Raw genomic sequence first — 17,415 nt, 5'->3', positions numbered from 1 at the left:
GTAAGGGGATATTTTTGTGCAACTGAATTCGGGGTAAGAATGGAAAAGTCTGCCCCTCATCAGTCAGACGTTGTCTGACAGCTTCCCCCCAAGGGGAAGCCTATTTGATTCCTACGGAGGATGAAATGGTTTATAGAGTATTTGTAGAAAAGAAAGAGGGCTTGCAGAATGAGGCAAAAGCCCTTCTCGGCGAGATCAACGAGCTTTTGTCGATCAAGTCCCTGACCGATGTGCGCGTCATCAACCGCTACGACGCGGAGAATATCACCGAGGAGCTGTTCAATTATGCTGTCGGCGCGGTGTTCTCCGAGCCGCAGCTCGATATCGCGACGCCTGAGATCGAAATAGAAAAAGGCGCGCATACCACTGTCTTCGGTGTGGAGTTCCTGCCCGGTCAGTTTGACCAGCGAGCGGATTCCGCCGCCCAGTGTATCCAGATCATCTCGCAGGGCGACCGACCGACGATCCGTTCGGCAAAGGTCTATATCCTGTACGGCGATCTGACCGACGCTGAGATCGCTGAGATCAAGAAATATGTCATCAACCCCGTCGAGGCGCGTGAGGCGGCACTCACGAAGCCCGCGACCCTGACGGTTCAATATGAGATCCCGACTACCGTTAAGACCCTTGACGGCTTCAATCAGCTCGACAGAGAGGGGCTCGCTCAGTTCATAGCGGACTACGGTCTGGCGATGGATATCGACGATATCGCTTTCTGTCAGCAGTATTTTCAGTCGGAGCACCGTGACCCGACCATCACCGAGATCCGCATGATCGACACCTACTGGTCGGATCACTGCCGTCATACCACCTTCCTGACCACGATCGACAGCGTGAAGTTCGAGGATGAGCTGTTACAGGCGGCGTACAACGATTATATGGATGTTAGAAAGAATTTGGGCAGGACCAAGCCCGTTTGCCTGATGGATCTGGCGACCATCGCCGTCCGTCAGCTCAAAAAGGACGGCAAGCTCGATAAGCTCGACGAGAGCGAGGAGATCAACGCCTGCACCGTGAAGATGGAGGTCGAGGTCGACGGCGTGATCGAGCCGTGGCTCCTGCTGTTCAAGAACGAGACCCATAACCATCCCACCGAGATCGAGCCCTTCGGCGGCGCGGCGACCTGCATCGGCGGCGCGATCCGTGATCCGCTCTCGGGACGCGCTTATGTCTACGGCGCGATGCGTGTGACCGGCGCGGCTGACCCGACCGTTCCCGTGTCCGAGACCATCGAGGGTAAGCTCCCACAGCGCAAGATCGTTACCACCGCCGCGCAGGGCTACAGCTCCTACGGCAACCAGATCGGTCTGGCGACCGGCATCGTGGACGAGATCTATCATCCCGGCTATGCCGCGAAGCGTATGGAGATCGGCGCGGTCATCGCCGCGGCTCCCGCTGAGAATATCCGCCGCGAGGTCCCCGCTCCCGGTGATGTGGTCATCCTGCTGGGCGGCGCGACAGGACGCGACGGTATCGGCGGCGCGACAGGCTCTTCCAAGGCGCATAACGCCCATTCGGTAGAGACCTGCGGCGCGGAGGTGCAGAAGGGTAACGCCCCCGAGGAAAGAAAACTGCAAAGATTGTTCCGCAACCGTAAAGCGACCCGCATGATCAAGCGCTGTAACGACTTCGGCGCGGGCGGCGTTTCCGTTGCGATCGGCGAGCTGGCTGACGGTCTCGATATCGACCTCAACGCCGTTCCCAAGAAATATGAGGGTCTGGACGGCACGGAGCTGGCGATCTCCGAATCACAGGAGCGCATGGCGGTCGTCGTCGAGCCCGAGAACGTCGACGCGTTTTTGGCGTTGGCGAAAGAGGAGAATCTGAACGCCTGCCCGGTTGCCGTGGTCAAGGAAGAACCCCGACTCACCATGACATGGAACGGCAACAAGATCGTCGATATCTCCCGCGAGTTCCTCAATTCTAACGGCGCGGAGAAGCATATCGATATCACGCCCGCCGCTCCTCAGGATTATACAAAGAAGATCAACGGCAGCTTTGCCGAGAATATGAAGCAGCTCGCTTCCGATCTGAATATCTGCTCCAAGCGCGGTCTTTCCGAGCGCTTTGACTCCACCATCGGCGCGGGTACGGTGCTGATGCCCTTCGGCGGCAAGAATCAGCTCACCCCGATCCAGGCGATGGTGCAGAAGGTCAGCGTGGAGAAGAAGCACACCGACACCGTCTCCCTGATGGCGTGGGGCTACAATCCGCTCATCACCGAGAAAAGTCCCTATCACGGCGCGTATCTGGCGGTCGTGGAAAGTGTTTCCAAGCTGATCGCGACAGGCGCGTCCTTTGAGGATGTGTACCTCACCTTCCAGGAGTATTTTGAGAAGCCCGGTACGGACGGCAAACGCTGGGGCAAGCCGCTTTCGGCACTGCTCGGCGCGTTCAAGGCGCAGATGAACCTCGGTATCGGCTCCATCGGCGGCAAGGACAGTATGTCCGGCAGCTTTGAGGATCTCGACGTTCCGCCGACGCTGGTATCCTTCGCCGTTACCACCGATCAGGTGAAGAACATCATTTCTCCCGAGTTCAAGGCGGCAGGCCACAAGGTATATCTGCTCGCTCCCGAATATGATGAAAACGGTCTGCCTGAGACCGACAGCCTGATCGCGCTGTACAACAAGGTCACCGACCTGATGCGCGCGGGCAAGGTCTGCGCCGCGTATACGCCGACCATCGGCGGTATCGCCGAGGCGGTCATGAAATCCGCGTTCGGCAACGGCTTCGGCTTTAGCTTCAACGAGGAGATCGAACTTGACAAGCTCTTTGGCTATTGCTACGGCGCGTTCCTGATCGAAACGGATGAAACGCTCGACGGTACGCTGATCGGCTCGATCACCGACGACGGCAAATTCTCCTACGGTGACGAGTCTGTCGCGGAAAATGATATATTAAAGGTATATGAGGATAAGCTCGAGGGCGTCTATTCCTGCAATATCGCTGATACAAAGGCTCCGGTCGAGACCTTCTCCTATACCGCTAACACAACACAGAACAAAAAAGCACACGCTTGCTCGGCTAAGCCCAAGGTGCTGATCCCCGCGTTCCCGGGTACCAACTGTGAGTACGATTCCGCTAAGGCGATGGCTGACGCGGGCGCTGACGCGAAGATCCTCGTCATCAACAACCTGAGTGCCGAGGGCATTCGTCAGAGCGTAGAACAATTTGCACGTGAGCTGAAAGAGGCGCAGATGGTCTTTATCCCCGGCGGCTTCTCCGGCGGCGACGAGCCCGACGGTTCGGCGAAGTTCATCACCGCCTTCTTCCGCAACGCGGCAGTCAAAGAGGGCGTGACCGATCTGCTCGATAACCGCGGCGGCTTGATGTGCGGTATCTGCAACGGCTTCCAGGCGCTGATCAAGCTCGGTCTGGTGCCCTACGGGAAGATCATCGACACCGATGAGAACTGCCCGACCCTGACCTACAACACCATCTCGCGCCACCAGAGCCGTATCGTGCATACTCGTGTGGCGTCCAATATGAGCCCGTGGCTGAGCCTGACCAACGTCGGCGATGTGTACAATGTACCGATCTCGCACGGCGAGGGACGCTTCTATTGCTCCGAGGAATTGGTGAGAGAATTAGCCGCAAACGGCCAGATCGCGACTCAGTACGTTGATTTGTCCGGCAACGCGACCACCGACGTTCATTTCAACCCGAACAACTCCGTCTACGCGATCGAGGGTATTACCTCGCCCGACGGCAGAGTATTCGGCAAGATGGGACACTCCGAGCGCTGGAACAGCGGTCTGTACCAAAACGTCCCCGGCAACTACGATATCAAGATGTTTGAGTCGGCGGTCAAGTATTTTAAGGGCTGATAAGTATATTATTATAAGGAAAGGCTGCTGTTCGCGTTGAACAGCAGCCTTTATACATATATAATGATTATTCGGATGTTCTTTGTCCTTAGACACCGCCAACCACACGGTTGAGGATAATAGATGTGACTAACGCGGTGTCTTTGTCTTTGTCATACCTCAAATAGATTTCCAGCGTATCGAGATCGTCCTTGGTTGTCGCGTTCAGATAGTTCAGCCCGATCTCTGTGCCTGCCGTGTCGGTCAATACGGTGATGTTGAGTTTCGGCGTGCCGAGTGCGTCGAGCACCTCCTTGAGCGTGGAGCCGCAGGTGATCCCGCTGTAAGTGAAAGGCAGACAGCCGTTCTCGGGAGAAGTGCCGTTGAACTGCACGATCAGCATATCCGAAAATTTCTGCGGCTGATCAGTGCTGTTGTCTACCGCAAGGTTACAGAATTTGTCGCCCTTGGTGATACTGAAGCCCTGTACGGTGTTGGGTTCTAAGGTTTCGATATCCGTATCGGGCTTGTAGCCGAGCGCGGTCAGCTCGCTGACGGTGGTCGTGCCGAGCGTGAAGACGTTATCTTCTAACTTAAAATCAAGTCCGATCTCGTCGTATTCTTCACTGAATCCGTTCCAGTGCCGAAACAGACCGTTTTCATCGTCCTGCAGGGTCGCTTCCATCTTGCTCACATCGGCAGCGGATTCAACATACGCGCACGCGGCGTCGAACTCGCCGCGCAGGGCGGCGGTATTAACGGCGGTCGGCTCGGGATCGATCTCGATATGATCCTTAGAACAGGCACACAGGCTGAAAATCAAAGCGGCAGTCAGGATTAGTAATAGCCATTTTTTCATTTTATCATCTCCGATGGATATTTACCTTATTATATCGTCACGCTTGAACAAAAACAAGTTTTTTGATAAAGTTTTAAAATGGGAAAGAATGGCGAAAAAGGCGATTCTCCTTGTGGTTGAGGAGGATTGACACACAAGATATAGAAGGTTTGTGCAAGATGCATAAAAACACCCGAAAAATATCGTCGTATTTCTCAAATGTAAATTTTCTGTAATTTCTTGCAATTTCAGTTCTTATATACTATAATAAACCCTGCGTGACTGCACAAGATATGCGATGAAGCGGGAGGTTGCAACGCAAAAGCGTTGGTTTTTCCGTGGAGTATGTCCGATTTTAAACCGGGCGAAAGAATAGTTTGAGCTTTTGATGACATTGGGGTTGCTATGTCATTACTGCGCCACTGTGCTTCCGGTTGCCGTTTTGCGGCTATCGGCTTTTTTAACGGATGGGGTAGGAACACCCGGACGGGTGTTTGAAAAGTTCGGCTTCAGTCGTGCCGACCCAAACAATATTTAGGAGGCGAAGATATGGCAGTCAAGGAAAAAATCAGAATCAGATTGAAGGGCTATGATCACCAGCTGGTCGATCAGTCCGCAGAAAGAATCGTAGCTACCGCTAAGCGTACCGGCGCGAGAGTATCGGGTCCCGTCCCGCTCCCCACCGAGAAGCAGGTCGTTACCATTCTGCGCGCTGTTCATAAGTATAAGGACAGCCGCGAGCAGTTCGAGATGCGCACCCACAAGCGCCTGATCGACATCTTAAGACCGTCCAACAAGACAGTCGAGGCTCTTATGAGCTTAGAGCTCCCTGCCGGCGTTGAGATTGAGATTAAATTATAATCGGTATTAACCCAATATATCAGTCATTGCGGTTTGCCGTCATTCCGAGGGGCTCAAGCCCCGTGGGAATCCCACAAAAAGGAAATGCACTGTTCCTCTTTGTGGGATCGCCACAGCCCTGCGGGCTTCGCGATGACACGTTGATCGGAACGACCGATATATACCTATTATAATAATCACATTCCCAACCTACCACGCAGACAGGGTCATGTCGGCGAAAGCCGACCAATAACCTAAAAGGAGGATATACAGAATGCAGAAAGCATTAATCGGCAAGAAGATCGGTATGACACAGATCTTCGACGAAAAGGGAAAAGTTGTTCCCGTAACCGTAGTCGAGGCGGGCCCCTGTGTCGTTTCACAGGTCAAGACCGTTGAGACCGACGGCTACGCAGCCATCCAGATGGGCTACGGCGATGTAAAGCCGAAGCACGTCACAAAGCCCCTGCAGGGTCACTTCAAGAAGGCTGACGTAGCTCCCAAGAGAGTTCTTAAGGAATTCAGATTTGATGACTGTGCCGCTTACGAGCTGGGTCAGGTCATCAAGGCAGATGTATTTGAAACAGGTGACAAGGTCGACGTCACGGGTAAGAGCAAGGGTAAAGGCTATGCCGGCGTTATCAAGCGCTGGAACTTCGCTCGACTCAAGGAATCTCACGGTACCGGCCCGAACGCTCGTCACGGCGGCTCCATGGGCGCTTGCTCCTCTCCCTCCAGAGTTTGGAAGGGCAAGAAGATGGCAGGCCACCTCGGCGCCGAGAAGGTCACTGTTCAGAATCTCGCCGTTGTCAAGATCGACGCTGAGGATAACCTCATCGCCATCAAGGGCGCCATCCCGGGCGCGAACGGCGGCTACGTTGTCATCAAAGACAGCGTAAAGGCTTAAGGAAGGAGGAAATCACATGCCTAACGTACAGGTTGTTGATATGCAGGGCAAGAACGTAGGTTCCGTAGACCTTGCAGAATCGATTTTCGGCATCGAGCCGAACGCGGCTGTTATGCACCAGATGGTAGTCAGCTACCTCGCTAATCAGCGTCAGGGTACACAGTCCGCACTCACCAGAAGCGAAGTTTCCGGCGGCGGCAGAAAGCCCTGGAGACAGAAGGGTACCGGTCGTGCTCGTCAGGGTTCGACTCGCGCTCCCCAGTGGTACCACGGCGGCGTCGTATTTGCTCCTAAGCCCAGAGATTATCGTTTCTCTGTGAACAAGAAGGTAAAGAGACTCGCTATGAAGTCCGCTTTATCGAGCAAGGCTCAGGCTGAAGAGATCATCGTCATCGATTCTATCGCTTTTGATGAGATCAAGACCGCTAAGGCTGCCGCGATGCTCAAGGCCGTAGGCTCTGAGAAGAAGGCGCTTATTGTTCTGCCCGAGGTTGACGAAAAGGCGATCAAGTCCGCGCGCAACATCCCCGGCGTCAAGACCACTCAGGTAAACGAGATGAACGTTTATGACATTCTCAATGCCGATAAGCTGATCATCGCGAAGGACGCGCTCACCAAGATTGAGGAGGTATACGCATGATTGCTCAAGATATCGTAATCCGCCCCATCATCACTGAGAAGTCGATGCAGGACATTACCAAGAAGAAATATGTTTTTGAGGTAGCGAAGAAAGCTACTAAGATAGACGTCGCAAGAGCTGTTGAGGAGCTCTTCAAGGGCGCTAAGGTACAGAAGGTCAACACCGTTCATGTACGCGGCCGTTTGAAGAGACAGGGTCGTTTCGAGGGCTACACCCGTAGCTGGAAGAAGGCCTATGTACAGCTGACTGCCGACAGCAAACCGATCGAGTTTTTTGAAGGCATGATGTAAAAGCCTGTGTTCGCGGGGCGAACACAGCCGGTGAACGGTGAATGGTGAACGGATAACGGTGAAGGGTGGGCTCCGCCCACACCCGATTCCTGTTATGTTCACTCCGAATGTTCCCGCGAAAAACAGAAAATCATCTTATCATTAACAACACAGGCAAGAATGTATGGGATGCGCCATCATCCCGCAAAGCCATCATGAGGAGAGTGAAATAACATGGCTATTAAGGTTTATAAGCCGACAACAAACGCAAGACGTAATATGTCGGTTACGGATTACTCCGGACTTTCCAAGGTCGCTCCCGAAAAGAGCTTGCTCGAGCCTCTGAAGAAGCACTCAGGCCGTAACAGCTACGGTCGCATCACAGTTCGTCACAGAGGCGGCGGCAACAGGAGAAAATACCGTATTATTGATTTCAAGAGACAGAAATTTGACGTAGAAGGTATCGTTAAGACCATCGAGTACGATCCCAACCGCTCCGCGTTCATCGCGCTGGTCGAGTATGAGGACGGCGAGAAGGCGTACATCACCGCGCCCCAGGGTCTGAAGGTAGGCTACAAGGTCGTAGCCGGCGAGACCGCGGATATCAAGCCCGGTAACGCCCTTCCGCTCAAGAACATCCCCACCGGTACCTTTATCCATAACGTAGAGCTTTATCCCGGCAGAGGCGCTCAGCTCGCCAGAGCCGCAGGCAACATGGCTCAGCTCATGGCGAAGGAAAACGGCTACGCGCTTCTCAGACTGCCCTCCGGCGAGTTAAGAAACGTACCCGAGAGCTGCATGGCCACCATCGGCCAGGTCGGCAACATCGACCATGAGAACGTCAAGATCGGTAAGGCCGGTCGTAAGAGAAACATGGGTATCCGCCCGACCGTCCGCGGTTCTGTCATGAACCCGAATGACCACCCGCACGGTGGTGGTGAGGGTAAATCCCCTGTCGGCCGTCCCGGCCCTGTTACCCCGTGGGGTAAGCCGGCGCTCGGTTATAAGACCAGAAAGACCAACAAGGCGTCCGATAAGCTCATCGTAAGACGCAGAAACAGCAAGTAAGGCAGAAAGGAAGGAACTTGATTTATGAGTAGAAGTACGAAAAAAGGACCTTTTGTTCAGCCGGTGCTGCTCAAAAGAGTTCAGGAAATGAACGAAAAGGGCGAGAAGAGAATTCTGAAGACTTGGTCCAGAAGCTCGACGATCTTCCCCGAATTTGTAGGACACACATTTGCTGTTCATGACGGCAGAAAGCATGTTCCGGTATATGTCACCGAGGATATGGTAGGTCATAAGCTGGGCGAGTTCGCTCCGACCCGTACCTTCCGCGGTCACGCCGGTTCCAAGACTAGTAAGTAAGGCAAAGGAGAGTACAGAGAATGGAAAGTAAGGCATATTTGAATTATGTCCGTATCTCACCTCGCAAGGTTTCCGTTGTACTTGACCTCATCAGAGGTAAGGACGCAAAGCTCGCGAAGGCTATTCTTGAGCAGACTCCCAAGGCCGCTTGCGAGCCGCTGTTAAAGCTGCTCAAGTCCGCTGTAGCAAATGCTGAGAATAACCACGATATGGATGTGGCAAGTCTTTACGTAGCTGAGTGCTATGTAAACCAGGGCCCCACACTCAAGCGTATCCGTCCCCGTGCACAGGGCAGAGCCTTCCGCATCGATAAGAAGACCTCGCACATCACCCTGGTGCTCAAGGAAAGAGAATAAGGAGGTAGAGTTATGGGCCAGAAAGTTAATCCGCACGGTTTACGTGTAGGTATCATCAAAGATTGGGATTCCCGTTGGTTCGCTGACAAGAAGCACTTCGGCGATACACTGGTTGAGGACTACAACCTCCGCCGTGATCTGAAGAAGCAGCTTGCGGCAGCAGGCGTTCCCAAGATCGAAATCGAGAGAGACGGCAAGAAGATCCGTATTCACATCCACTGCGCCAAGCCCGGTATGATCATCGGTAAGGGCGGTGCGGAGATCGAGAAGCTCCGCGCACAGTGCGAGAAGAAGCTCGGCAAGCCCGTCGCTATCAATATTGTAGAAGTCAAGAACCCCGACCTCAACGCACAGCTCGTCGCAGAGAGCATCGCTTCCCAGCTCGAGAGAAGAATCTCCTTCCGCCGCGCGATGAAGCAGTCGATCGGCAGAGCCATGCGTCTGGGCGCTAAGGGTATCAAGACACAGTGCTCCGGTCGTCTGGGCGGCGCCGAGATCGCAAGATCCGAGCAGTACCACGAGGGTACGATCCCGCTGCAGACCCTGCGCGCCGACATCGACTACGGTTTTGCCGAGGCGAACACCACCTACGGTAAGATCGGCGTCAAGGTTTGGCTGTATCGCGGTGAGGTCCTCAGAGACAACGCCGGCAGCCAGCAGCGCAGAGAAAGACGCGAGAGACGCGGGGACAGACGCGACAACCGCGGTGAGAGAAGACCCCGCAGAGATAATAGGGAAGGGGGCAGAAAATAATGCTGATGCCTAAGCGTGTGAAGTACAGAAGAGTTCACAGAGGCAGAATGACAGGCCGCGCCTACAGAGGTAACAAGGTCACCTACGGTGAGTACGGTCTCCAGGCATTAGAGCCTGCATGGATTACTTCCAACCAGATCGAGGCAGCCCGTGTCGCCATGACCCGTTACTGCAAGAGATTCGGTAAAGTTTGGATCAAGATTTTCCCCGATAAGCCGGTTACAGCGAAGCCCGCTGAGACCCGAATGGGTTCCGGTAAGGGTTCACCCGAGTATTGGGTAGCTGTCGTCAAGCCCGACAGAGTAATGTTCGAGATCGCCGGCGTTCCGGAAGAGACAGCAAGAGAGGCTATGCGCTTAGCGGCTGCCAAGCTGCCGATCAAGTGCAAGTTCATTAAGAAGGAAGAGGAGGTTTAAGCATGACTGCTAAGGAATTAAGAGATTTAACCCCCAGCGAGCTTGAGCTTAAACTGAAGGAACTCAAAGAGGAGCTCTTCAATCTTCGCTTCCAGCTTGCGATCAACCAGCTCGAGAACCCGATGCGTATTACTGCGGTCAAGAGAGATATCGCGCGCGTTTCTACCGTGATGCGTGAGCTCGCTGACCAGGAAGCATAAGGAGGTAAACCATGAGCGATAGAAATATGAGAAAGACTCTCATCGGTCGCGTTGCTTCCGATAAGATGGATAAGACCATCGTCGTAGCGATCGAGGACAGCGTAAAGCATAAGCTTTACAACAAGGTTATCAAGCGCACCATCCGCGTCAAGGCTCACGATGAAAAGAATGAGGCAGGCGTAGGTGATCGCGTTAAGATCATGGAGACCCGTCCCCTGTCCAAGGACAAGAGATGGAGACTCGTGGAAATCGTCGAAAAAGCGAAATAAGTTCTTGAGAGGAGATTAACACATGATTCAACAGCAAACTTATCTCAAGGTCGCCGACAACACCGGTGCAAAAGAACTTATGTGCATTCGTGTACTCGGCGGTACCAGGAGAAGATATGCCAATATCGGCGACGTTATCGTTGCTTCTGTTAAGAAGGCTGCGCCCGGCGGCGTAGTAAAGAAGGGTGAGGTCGTTCGCGCCGTTGTCGTTCGCTCCGCTAAGGGCGTTCGCCGCGAGGACGGTACCTACATCCGCTTCGATGAGAATGCGGCCGTTATCATCAAGGAAGATAAGAACCCGCGCGGTACTCGTATCTTCGGACCGGTAGCAAGAGAGCTTCGTGACAAGGATTACATGAAGATCCTCTCCCTCGCTCCGGAAGTACTTTAATGGAGGTGTCATAAATGAATAAAGTTCATGTTAAAACCGGTGACACCGTAGTAGTTTTAAGCGGTAAAGACAAGGGCAAGAAGGGCAAGGTGCTCGCGGTATCTCCCAAAGAGGGCAAGGTCATCGTAGAGAAGATCAATATCGTCTCCAAGCACATCAAGCCCCGCCGTATGGGCGAGCCCGGCGGCATCATCAAGGCTGAGGGCGCGATGTACGCGTCCAAGGTCCAGATCGTCTGCCCCCGCTGCAAGAAGCCGACCCGCGTAGGCCACAAGCTCTACGAGGACGGCACCAAGAGCCGTATCTGCGTGAAGTGCGGCGAAGCACTGTAAGGAGGACTGAAGAAATGGCAAGACTGAAAAAGTTTTATGCTGAGGAAGTTGCACCTGCTCTGATGAAGAAGTTCTCTTACAAGAGTGTGATGCAGATCCCCAAGCTCGACAAGATCGTAGTAAACGTAGGCGCGGGCGAGGTCAAGGACAACGCGAAGGCGATGGACGCGATCCTCTCCGATTTGGCTCAGATCACGGGTCAGAAGGCGCATATCTGCAAGGCGAGAAAGTCCGTCGCGAACTTCAAGCTGCGTGAAGGTATGCCCATCGGCGCCAAGGTCACCCTCAGAGGCGAGCGTATGTATGAGTTCCTCGACAGACTCTTCAACATCGCGCTGCCCAGAGTACGTGACTTCCGCGGTATCAACCCCAACTCCTTTGACGGCAGAGGCAACTACGCGCTCGGTCTCAAGGAGCAGCTGATCTTCCCGGAGATCGACTACGATAAGATCGACAAGGTTCGCGGTATGGATATCGTTTTCGTTACCACCGCGCAGAATGATGAAGAAGCACGTGAGCTGCTCTCTCTGATGGGCGCTCCGTTCGAGAAGTAAGGAGGGATTGTTGTGGCAAAGACTGCTATGAAGAATAAGCAGCAGAGAAAACAGAAGTTCTCTACTCGCGAATACACACGTTGCAAGATATGCGGTAGACCACACGCCTACCTTCGTAAGTTTGGCGTATGCCGTATTTGTTTCCGTGAGCTCGCTTACAAGGGCGAGATCCCGGGCGTAAAGAAAGCAAGCTGGTAAGCAGGGAGGATTTAAGTTATGCAAATTACTGATACTATCGCTGATTTACTGACACGAATCCGTAATGCTAACTCAGCGAAGCACGACACTGTTCAGATCCCCGCGTCCAACATGAAGAAGGCTATCTGCCAGATCCTGGTTGACGAGGGTTATATCAAGAAGTTCTCCGTAGAGGAGGACGGCAAGCAGGGCGTCATCACCGTGACCCTGAAGTATCTGGAGGGCAAGCAGCCCGTCATTCAGGGTTTACGCCGTGTATCCAAGCCCGGCCTGCGTATTTACAGCAGCGTAGAGGATATGCCCAAGGTCATGAAGGGCCTTGGTATCGCCATCATCTCGACCTCTAAGGGCGTGATGACCGACCGTGAAGCCAGAAAGCAGAACGTCGGCGGCGAGGTACTCGCGTTCATTTGGTAAGAAGGAGGTGCGATCATGTCTCGAATTGGAAGAAAACCTATAAATATTCCCGCCGGTGTCGAAGCGAAATTCGAAAACGGTGTTATCACAGTCAAGGGTCCCAAGGGTACTTTGACCCAGAAGATCCATCCTAACATGGCTGTAGAAATCAATGGGGCAGTCATCGAGGTAAAGCGTCCGGACGATGAGAAGCTCAACCGCTCTCTGCACGGCCTTTCCCGTACCATCATCCACAATATGATCGTCGGCGTTACCGAGGGCTACAAGAAGGAGCTCGAGGTCAACGGCGTCGGCTACCGTGTTCAGAAGCAGGGCAAGAAGCTCGTCATGAACATCGGCTACAGCCACCAGGTCATCGTGGAGGATACCGAGGACATCACTATCGAGGTCCCCAACCCCAACAGCATCATCATCCACGGCATAGATAAGCAAAAGGTAGGTCAGTTTGCTGCCGAGGTCAGAGAGAAACGTCCGCCGGAGCCTTATAAGGGTAAGGGCATCAAGTATGCCGGTGAATATATCCGCCGTAAGGAAGGCAAGGCCGGTAAGGCTTAATCAAAGGAGTGAAATAAACAAATGGTAAGTAGACCTGATTCGAAAGCTGCTCGTGTCAAAAGACACAAGAGAGTACGCGGTAAGTTAAGCGGCACAGCCGAGTGTCCCCGCCTTTGTGTGTTCCGCTCCACCAACAACATCTATGCTCAGATCATCGATGACGTAAAGGGCGTTACCCTGTGCAGCGCTTCTTCTCTCGATAAGACCATAGAAGGCGGCGGCAACAAAGAGGCAGCCAAGGCTGTCGGCAAGCTCATCGCCGAGCGCGCAAAAGACAAGAACATCACCGACGTCGTTTTTGACAGAGGCGGTAACATTTATCACGGCCGTGTACAAGCGTTGGCCGAAGGCGCCCGTGAGGGCGGCCTCAATTTCTAAGGATTGGAGGAAACAACTTTGGCTAATATTATTGACGCATCAACACTGGAGCTGACCGAGCGCGTTGTCGCGATCAACCGTGTCAGTAAGACCGTAAAGGGCGGCCGTGTCATGAAGTTCGCGGCTCTCGTAGTCGTCGGCGACGGCAACGGTATCGTTGGCTTCGGTATCGGCAAGGCCGGTGAAGTTCCCGACGCGATCCGCAAGGGAATTGAGGACGCGAAAAAGCACCTGATGACCGTATCCCTCAAGGGCACGACCATTCCCCATGAGATCATCGGCGCCTACGGCGCGGGCAGAGTTCTGATGAAGCCTGCCGCACCCGGTACCGGCGTAATCGCGGGCGGTCCCGTCCGTGCCGTTGTCGAGGCAGTCGGCATCAAGGACATCCGTACAAAGGCTCTCCGCTCCAACAATCCCTGCAACGTCGTTCGCGCGACTCTTCAGGGTCTGGGCGCTCTGCGCACCGCAGAAGAGGTTGCCCGCGTACGCGGCAAGTCCGTAAAAGAGATTCTGTAAGGAGGCGGCAAGATGAAAATTAAATTGGTTAAGAGCCTCATCGGCTCCAAGAAGGATCAGATTGCTACCGCTTATTCTCTGGGTCTGAAGAAGATCGGTGACATCACCGAGCAGCCCGACAACGCGGCTACCAGAGGTAAGGTACAGAAGATCGTACACCTCGTAGCAGTTGAAGAAGACTAAGGAGGTGCGATAGATGAAACTTTATGAATTATCCCCCGCAGAGGGTTCCAAAAAGGAAGCAAAGAGAATCGGCAGAGGCCACGGCTCCGGTCAGGGCAAGACTGCCGGTAAAGGTCACAAGGGTCAAAAAGCAAGAGCCGGTAAGGGTATGCGCGTCGGTTTTGAAGGCGGTCAGATGCCGCTGCAGAGACGTCTCCCTAAGCGTGGCTTCAACAACATCTTCAGAAAGAATGTTGTTGCTATCAATGTCGGCACCCTCAACAAGTTTGAGGACGGCGCTGTTGTAGATATCGCTGCGCTTACCGAGAAAGGTATTGTCAAGAATTCCTTTGACGGCGTAAAGATTCTTTCCAACGGCACGGTCACGAAAAAGCTCACAGTCAAAGCGAACGCGTTCTCCAAGGGCGCTGTTGCTAAGATCGAGGCTGCCGGCGGAAAGACTGAGGTGATTTAATTGTTTAAAACAATTAAGAATGCCTGGTCCATCCCGGATCTGCGCAAAAAGATTCTCTTTACTCTGTTAATCATTGTTATCTTCAGAATCGGTTCCGTTATCCCGGTTCCGTTCCTGAACATGGACGCGCTGGCTCATGTTATGAACAACGCCGCGGGCTCCGGCGTAGACGACACTCTGGTCGGCTACCTGAACACCCTCTCCGGCGGCGCGTTCTCTAACGCGACCATCTTCGCCATGGGTATCACCCCCTACATCAACAGCTCCATTATCATGCAGCTGCTGTGTGTAGCGATCCCGCCCCTCGAGCGCCTCTCCAAGGAAGGTGAAGAGGGCAGAAAGAAGATCGCCGCTATCACCAGATACGTTACTGTCGGCTTGGGTCTGATCCAGGGTACCGCGTATTACTTCTTCCTGAAGAATACCTATGATACCCAAGCTCCCGCAAGCGGTGACTGGACTCCCACGAACCTGCCTCTGGCGAAATACACATCGGGCTTCTCGATGTGGTTCGCGGCGTTCGTCATCATCTTCGTGTTCACCGCGGGTACCGCGCTGATCATGTGGCTGGGCGAGCAGATCAACAAGAACGGTATCGGTAACGGTATCTCTATCCTGCTGTTCGCGGGTATCGTCGCAAGACTGCCTTACACCGTCAACCTTCTGGGCGAGTACTGGAAGCTCGGCGCGCAGGGCAGCACACAGTACTATGTACTGGTTCCGCTGTTTGTTGTACTGTTCCTTGCTGTTATCTGGTTCATCACCTTTATGCAGGACGCGGAGCGACGGATCCCGATCCAGTACGCAAAGCGTGTTGTAGGCCGTAAGATGTACGGCGGCCAGTCCACCCACCTGCCGATCAAGGTCACGCTGGGCGGCGTTATGCCGATCATCTTCGCCTCCTCCATTCTTTCTATCCCCAGCACCATCCAGATGTTTGTTCAGCCCAAGGAGGGCTTCTGGAAGAGCTTCCTCGATGCTTTCTCCACCCGCGGCTGGCTGTATGCGGTGCTGTACTTCGTTCTGATTCTGGCGTTCGCTTACTTCTATACCACGATCCAGTACAATCCGATCGAGATGGCGAACAACCTCAAGCAGAACAACGGTACCATCCCCGGTATCCGTCCCGGCAGACCGACTGCCGACTTTATCGCTAAGATACTCTCAAGAATCACCCTCATCGGCGCGCTGTTCCTCTCCGTGATCGCGCTGCTGCCGATCCTGTACTCCGACGCGACACAGATGTACGGCCTGTCTATGGGCGGTACCTCCGTCATCATTATCGTCGGCGTCGCTCTGGATACCGCTAAGCAGCTCGAGAGCCAGATGATGATGCGTCACTACAAGGGCTTCCTTGATTAATCAAAACGAGGAGAATATCTTATGAAATTGATCCTTTTAGGCGCGCCCGGTGCCGGCAAGGGCACTCAGGCAGCTGTTATCAGCGAGCGCTATCATATTCCCCAGATCAGCACGGGTAACATCATCCGTGCCGCGCTGAAAAGCGGTACAGCGATGGGCAAGATGGCTAAATCGTTCATCGAAGAGGGTAAGCTGGTTCCCGATGACGTCGTGATCGGCATCATCAAGGACAGACTGGAAGAAGACGACTGCAAGGACGGCTTCATCCTCGACGGCTTCCCCCGTACCATCCCTCAGGCCGAGGCTCTGGACAAAATGGGTATCGAGATCGACAAGGTCATCGATATCGAAGTGTCTGATGACGTCATCATCGACCGTATGTCCGGACGCCGCGTGTGCGAGAAATGCGGCAGACCCTATCACCTTGTGAGCTTACGCCCGAAGGTGGAAGGTGTGTGCGATGATTGCGCAGGCGCCCTTATTCAGCGCAAGGACGACCATCCTCTTACGGTCAAAGCTCGTCTCAAGATCTATCATAAGGAGACCGAGCCGCTCAAGTACTATTACAAGAGCCAGGGTAAGCTCTATGAGATTCAGGGTGCCAACTCCGTTGAGGAGACCACCCGCCTGACTTTTGAGGCGCTCGAGGCGTAAGCATGATCGTAGTAAAGACCGCACGTGAAATTCAGAAAATGCAGGACGCGTGTACACTGTCCGCGCGGGCGCTCAAGCTCGCCGGAGAGATGGTCGAACCCGGTGTGTCGACGTTAGAGATCGACACAGCAGTCCGTAAGTTTATCGAGGGTGAGGGAGGAATTCCCTCCACCCTCGGTTACGAGGGCTATCCGGCTTCTACCTGTATCTCCGTCAACAGTGTGGTAGTCCATGGCATACCGAGCAAAAAGACGATCCTTCGTCAGGGCGATATCGTTTCCATCGATATCATGGCGGGAATGCACGGGTATCACGGCGACAACGCCTATACCTATCCCTGCGGCGATATCACAAAGGAAGCGCAGGCGCTCCTCGACGCGACGAAGGAAAGCCTTTATGAGGGGATACGGCAAGCGCAGGCAGGTAATCGCATCGGCGATATCGGCAGCGCTGTGCAGCGGTATGTCGAACCTCGTGGTTACTCGGTGGTACGGAGCTTTACCGGCCACGGCGTAGGCACGAATCTGCATGAAGACCCCAGTGTACCGAACTACGGTACACCCGGACGAGGCCCTCGCCTCATTCCGGGCATGACGATCGCAATCGAACCGATGATAACGGCGGGCGATCACAAGGTGAAGATTCTCTCCGACGATTGGACAGCCGTCACGGTAGACGGCTCCCTCGCGGCGCACTTTGAACACACCGTGTGCATCACACCCGACGGCCCGCGTATCATGACCTTGCTCAAGTGAG

26 protein-coding genes are annotated in these 17,415 nt (G+C 54.0%); 25 read left to right on the top strand and 1 reads right to left on the bottom strand.

Annotated features, from left to right (window positions below):
• Positions 1-125: 125 nt before the first annotated feature.
• On the top strand, positions 126-3,830 hold the full coding sequence (locus tag JKK62_RS06270; RefSeq protein WP_201427158.1) for a phosphoribosylformylglycinamidine synthase: 3,705 nt from the start codon (positions 126-128) through the stop codon (positions 3,828-3,830).
• 88 nt (positions 3,831-3,918) lie between these two features.
• Here JKK62_RS06270 and JKK62_RS06265 read toward each other — a convergent pair whose 3' ends face one another.
• Entirely contained in the window at positions 3,919-4,668 is a 750-nt protein-coding gene (locus JKK62_RS06265; protein WP_201427157.1) for a hypothetical protein, read from the bottom strand.
• A 528-nt stretch (positions 4,669-5,196) separates the two neighbouring features.
• Here JKK62_RS06265 and rpsJ point away from each other — a divergent pair.
• The 24 genes from rpsJ (at position 5,197) to map (ending at position 17,414) form a co-directional block, all read left to right on the top strand.
• Positions 5,197-5,508: a 30S ribosomal protein S10 gene (rpsJ, locus tag JKK62_RS06260; protein ID WP_201427156.1), complete on the top strand. Its 312-nt coding sequence runs from the start codon at positions 5,197-5,199 to the stop codon at positions 5,506-5,508.
• A 253-nt stretch (positions 5,509-5,761) separates the two neighbouring features.
• Entirely contained in the window at positions 5,762-6,394 is a 633-nt protein-coding gene (gene rplC, locus JKK62_RS06255; protein ID WP_201427155.1) for a 50S ribosomal protein L3, read from the top strand.
• A 16-nt stretch (positions 6,395-6,410) separates the two neighbouring features.
• Entirely contained in the window at positions 6,411-7,034 is a 624-nt protein-coding gene (rplD, locus tag JKK62_RS06250; RefSeq protein WP_201427154.1) for a 50S ribosomal protein L4, read from the top strand.
• The gene (rplW, locus tag JKK62_RS06245) at positions 7,031-7,324 is read left to right on the top strand and encodes a 50S ribosomal protein L23 (protein ID WP_201427153.1); all 294 of its coding nucleotides are present in this window, start codon (positions 7,031-7,033) and stop codon (positions 7,322-7,324) included. Before rplD ends, rplW begins: the two co-directional genes overlap by 4 nt.
• Positions 7,325-7,537: 213 nt before the next feature.
• Positions 7,538-8,371 carry a 50S ribosomal protein L2 gene (gene rplB / locus JKK62_RS06240; RefSeq protein ID WP_201427152.1) on the top strand — a complete coding sequence of 278 codons (834 nt, stop codon included), beginning with the start codon at positions 7,538-7,540 and terminating at the stop codon, positions 8,369-8,371.
• 24 nt (positions 8,372-8,395) lie between these two features.
• The gene (gene rpsS, locus JKK62_RS06235; protein WP_201427151.1) at positions 8,396-8,668 is read left to right on the top strand and encodes a 30S ribosomal protein S19; all 273 of its coding nucleotides are present in this window, start codon (positions 8,396-8,398) and stop codon (positions 8,666-8,668) included.
• 20 nt (positions 8,669-8,688) lie between these two features.
• The gene (rplV, locus tag JKK62_RS06230) at positions 8,689-9,024 is read left to right on the top strand and encodes a 50S ribosomal protein L22 (RefSeq protein WP_201427150.1); all 336 of its coding nucleotides are present in this window, start codon (positions 8,689-8,691) and stop codon (positions 9,022-9,024) included.
• A gap of 12 nt (positions 9,025-9,036) precedes the next feature.
• Positions 9,037-9,777 (top strand): 30S ribosomal protein S3, encoded by a 741-nt coding sequence (rpsC, locus tag JKK62_RS06225; RefSeq protein ID WP_201427149.1) that lies wholly within the window; start codon positions 9,037-9,039, stop codon positions 9,775-9,777.
• A complete protein-coding gene (gene rplP, locus JKK62_RS06220) occupies positions 9,777-10,193 on the top strand; it encodes a 50S ribosomal protein L16 (RefSeq protein ID WP_201427148.1) in 417 nt (138 codons plus the stop codon). Before rpsC ends, rplP begins: the two co-directional genes overlap by 1 nt.
• A gap of 2 nt (positions 10,194-10,195) precedes the next feature.
• On the top strand, positions 10,196-10,393 hold the full coding sequence (gene rpmC / locus JKK62_RS06215; RefSeq protein ID WP_201427147.1) for a 50S ribosomal protein L29: 198 nt from the start codon (positions 10,196-10,198) through the stop codon (positions 10,391-10,393).
• Between the two features lie 11 nt (positions 10,394-10,404).
• A complete protein-coding gene (rpsQ, locus tag JKK62_RS06210) occupies positions 10,405-10,662 on the top strand; it encodes a 30S ribosomal protein S17 (protein ID WP_201427146.1) in 258 nt (85 codons plus the stop codon).
• A gap of 22 nt (positions 10,663-10,684) precedes the next feature.
• Positions 10,685-11,053, top strand: coding sequence for a 50S ribosomal protein L14 (gene rplN, locus JKK62_RS06205; protein WP_201427145.1), 369 nt, complete (start codon positions 10,685-10,687; stop codon positions 11,051-11,053).
• Positions 11,054-11,067: 14 nt separating this feature from the next.
• The gene (gene rplX / locus JKK62_RS06200; protein ID WP_201427144.1) at positions 11,068-11,385 is read left to right on the top strand and encodes a 50S ribosomal protein L24; all 318 of its coding nucleotides are present in this window, start codon (positions 11,068-11,070) and stop codon (positions 11,383-11,385) included.
• Positions 11,386-11,399: 14 nt separating this feature from the next.
• A complete protein-coding gene (gene rplE, locus JKK62_RS06195) occupies positions 11,400-11,939 on the top strand; it encodes a 50S ribosomal protein L5 (RefSeq protein ID WP_201427143.1) in 540 nt (179 codons plus the stop codon).
• Positions 11,940-11,951: 12 nt separating this feature from the next.
• Entirely contained in the window at positions 11,952-12,137 is a 186-nt protein-coding gene (locus JKK62_RS06190; RefSeq protein ID WP_201427142.1) for a type Z 30S ribosomal protein S14, read from the top strand.
• Between the two features lie 18 nt (positions 12,138-12,155).
• A complete protein-coding gene (gene rpsH, locus JKK62_RS06185; RefSeq protein ID WP_201427141.1) occupies positions 12,156-12,554 on the top strand; it encodes a 30S ribosomal protein S8 in 399 nt (132 codons plus the stop codon).
• Positions 12,555-12,569: 15 nt separating this feature from the next.
• Entirely contained in the window at positions 12,570-13,109 is a 540-nt protein-coding gene (gene rplF, locus JKK62_RS06180; protein ID WP_201427140.1) for a 50S ribosomal protein L6, read from the top strand.
• A 21-nt stretch (positions 13,110-13,130) separates the two neighbouring features.
• A complete protein-coding gene (gene rplR / locus JKK62_RS06175; RefSeq protein WP_201427139.1) occupies positions 13,131-13,487 on the top strand; it encodes a 50S ribosomal protein L18 in 357 nt (118 codons plus the stop codon).
• Between the two features lie 27 nt (positions 13,488-13,514).
• Positions 13,515-14,006 (top strand): 30S ribosomal protein S5, encoded by a 492-nt coding sequence (gene rpsE / locus JKK62_RS06170; protein ID WP_399552966.1) that lies wholly within the window; start codon positions 13,515-13,517, stop codon positions 14,004-14,006.
• A gap of 12 nt (positions 14,007-14,018) precedes the next feature.
• Positions 14,019-14,189 (top strand): 50S ribosomal protein L30, encoded by a 171-nt coding sequence (gene rpmD / locus JKK62_RS06165; RefSeq protein WP_201427137.1) that lies wholly within the window; start codon positions 14,019-14,021, stop codon positions 14,187-14,189.
• Between the two features lie 13 nt (positions 14,190-14,202).
• The gene (rplO, locus tag JKK62_RS06160; RefSeq protein ID WP_201427136.1) at positions 14,203-14,643 is read left to right on the top strand and encodes a 50S ribosomal protein L15; all 441 of its coding nucleotides are present in this window, start codon (positions 14,203-14,205) and stop codon (positions 14,641-14,643) included.
• Positions 14,644-16,005, top strand: a complete 1,362-nt coding sequence (secY, locus tag JKK62_RS06155) for a preprotein translocase subunit SecY (RefSeq protein WP_201427135.1) — start codon at positions 14,644-14,646, stop codon at positions 16,003-16,005. It abuts the gene before it with no gap.
• Positions 16,006-16,026: 21 nt separating this feature from the next.
• Entirely contained in the window at positions 16,027-16,659 is a 633-nt protein-coding gene (locus tag JKK62_RS06150) for an adenylate kinase (protein ID WP_201427134.1), read from the top strand.
• Positions 16,660-16,661: 2 nt separating this feature from the next.
• A complete protein-coding gene (gene map, locus JKK62_RS06145) occupies positions 16,662-17,414 on the top strand; it encodes a type I methionyl aminopeptidase (RefSeq protein ID WP_201427133.1) in 753 nt (250 codons plus the stop codon).
• Position 17,415 lies beyond the last annotated feature (1 nt).

The sequence above is a fragment of the Ruminococcus difficilis genome (assembly GCF_016680995.1).
This window is presented reverse-complemented; position numbering and strand designations above follow the sequence as displayed.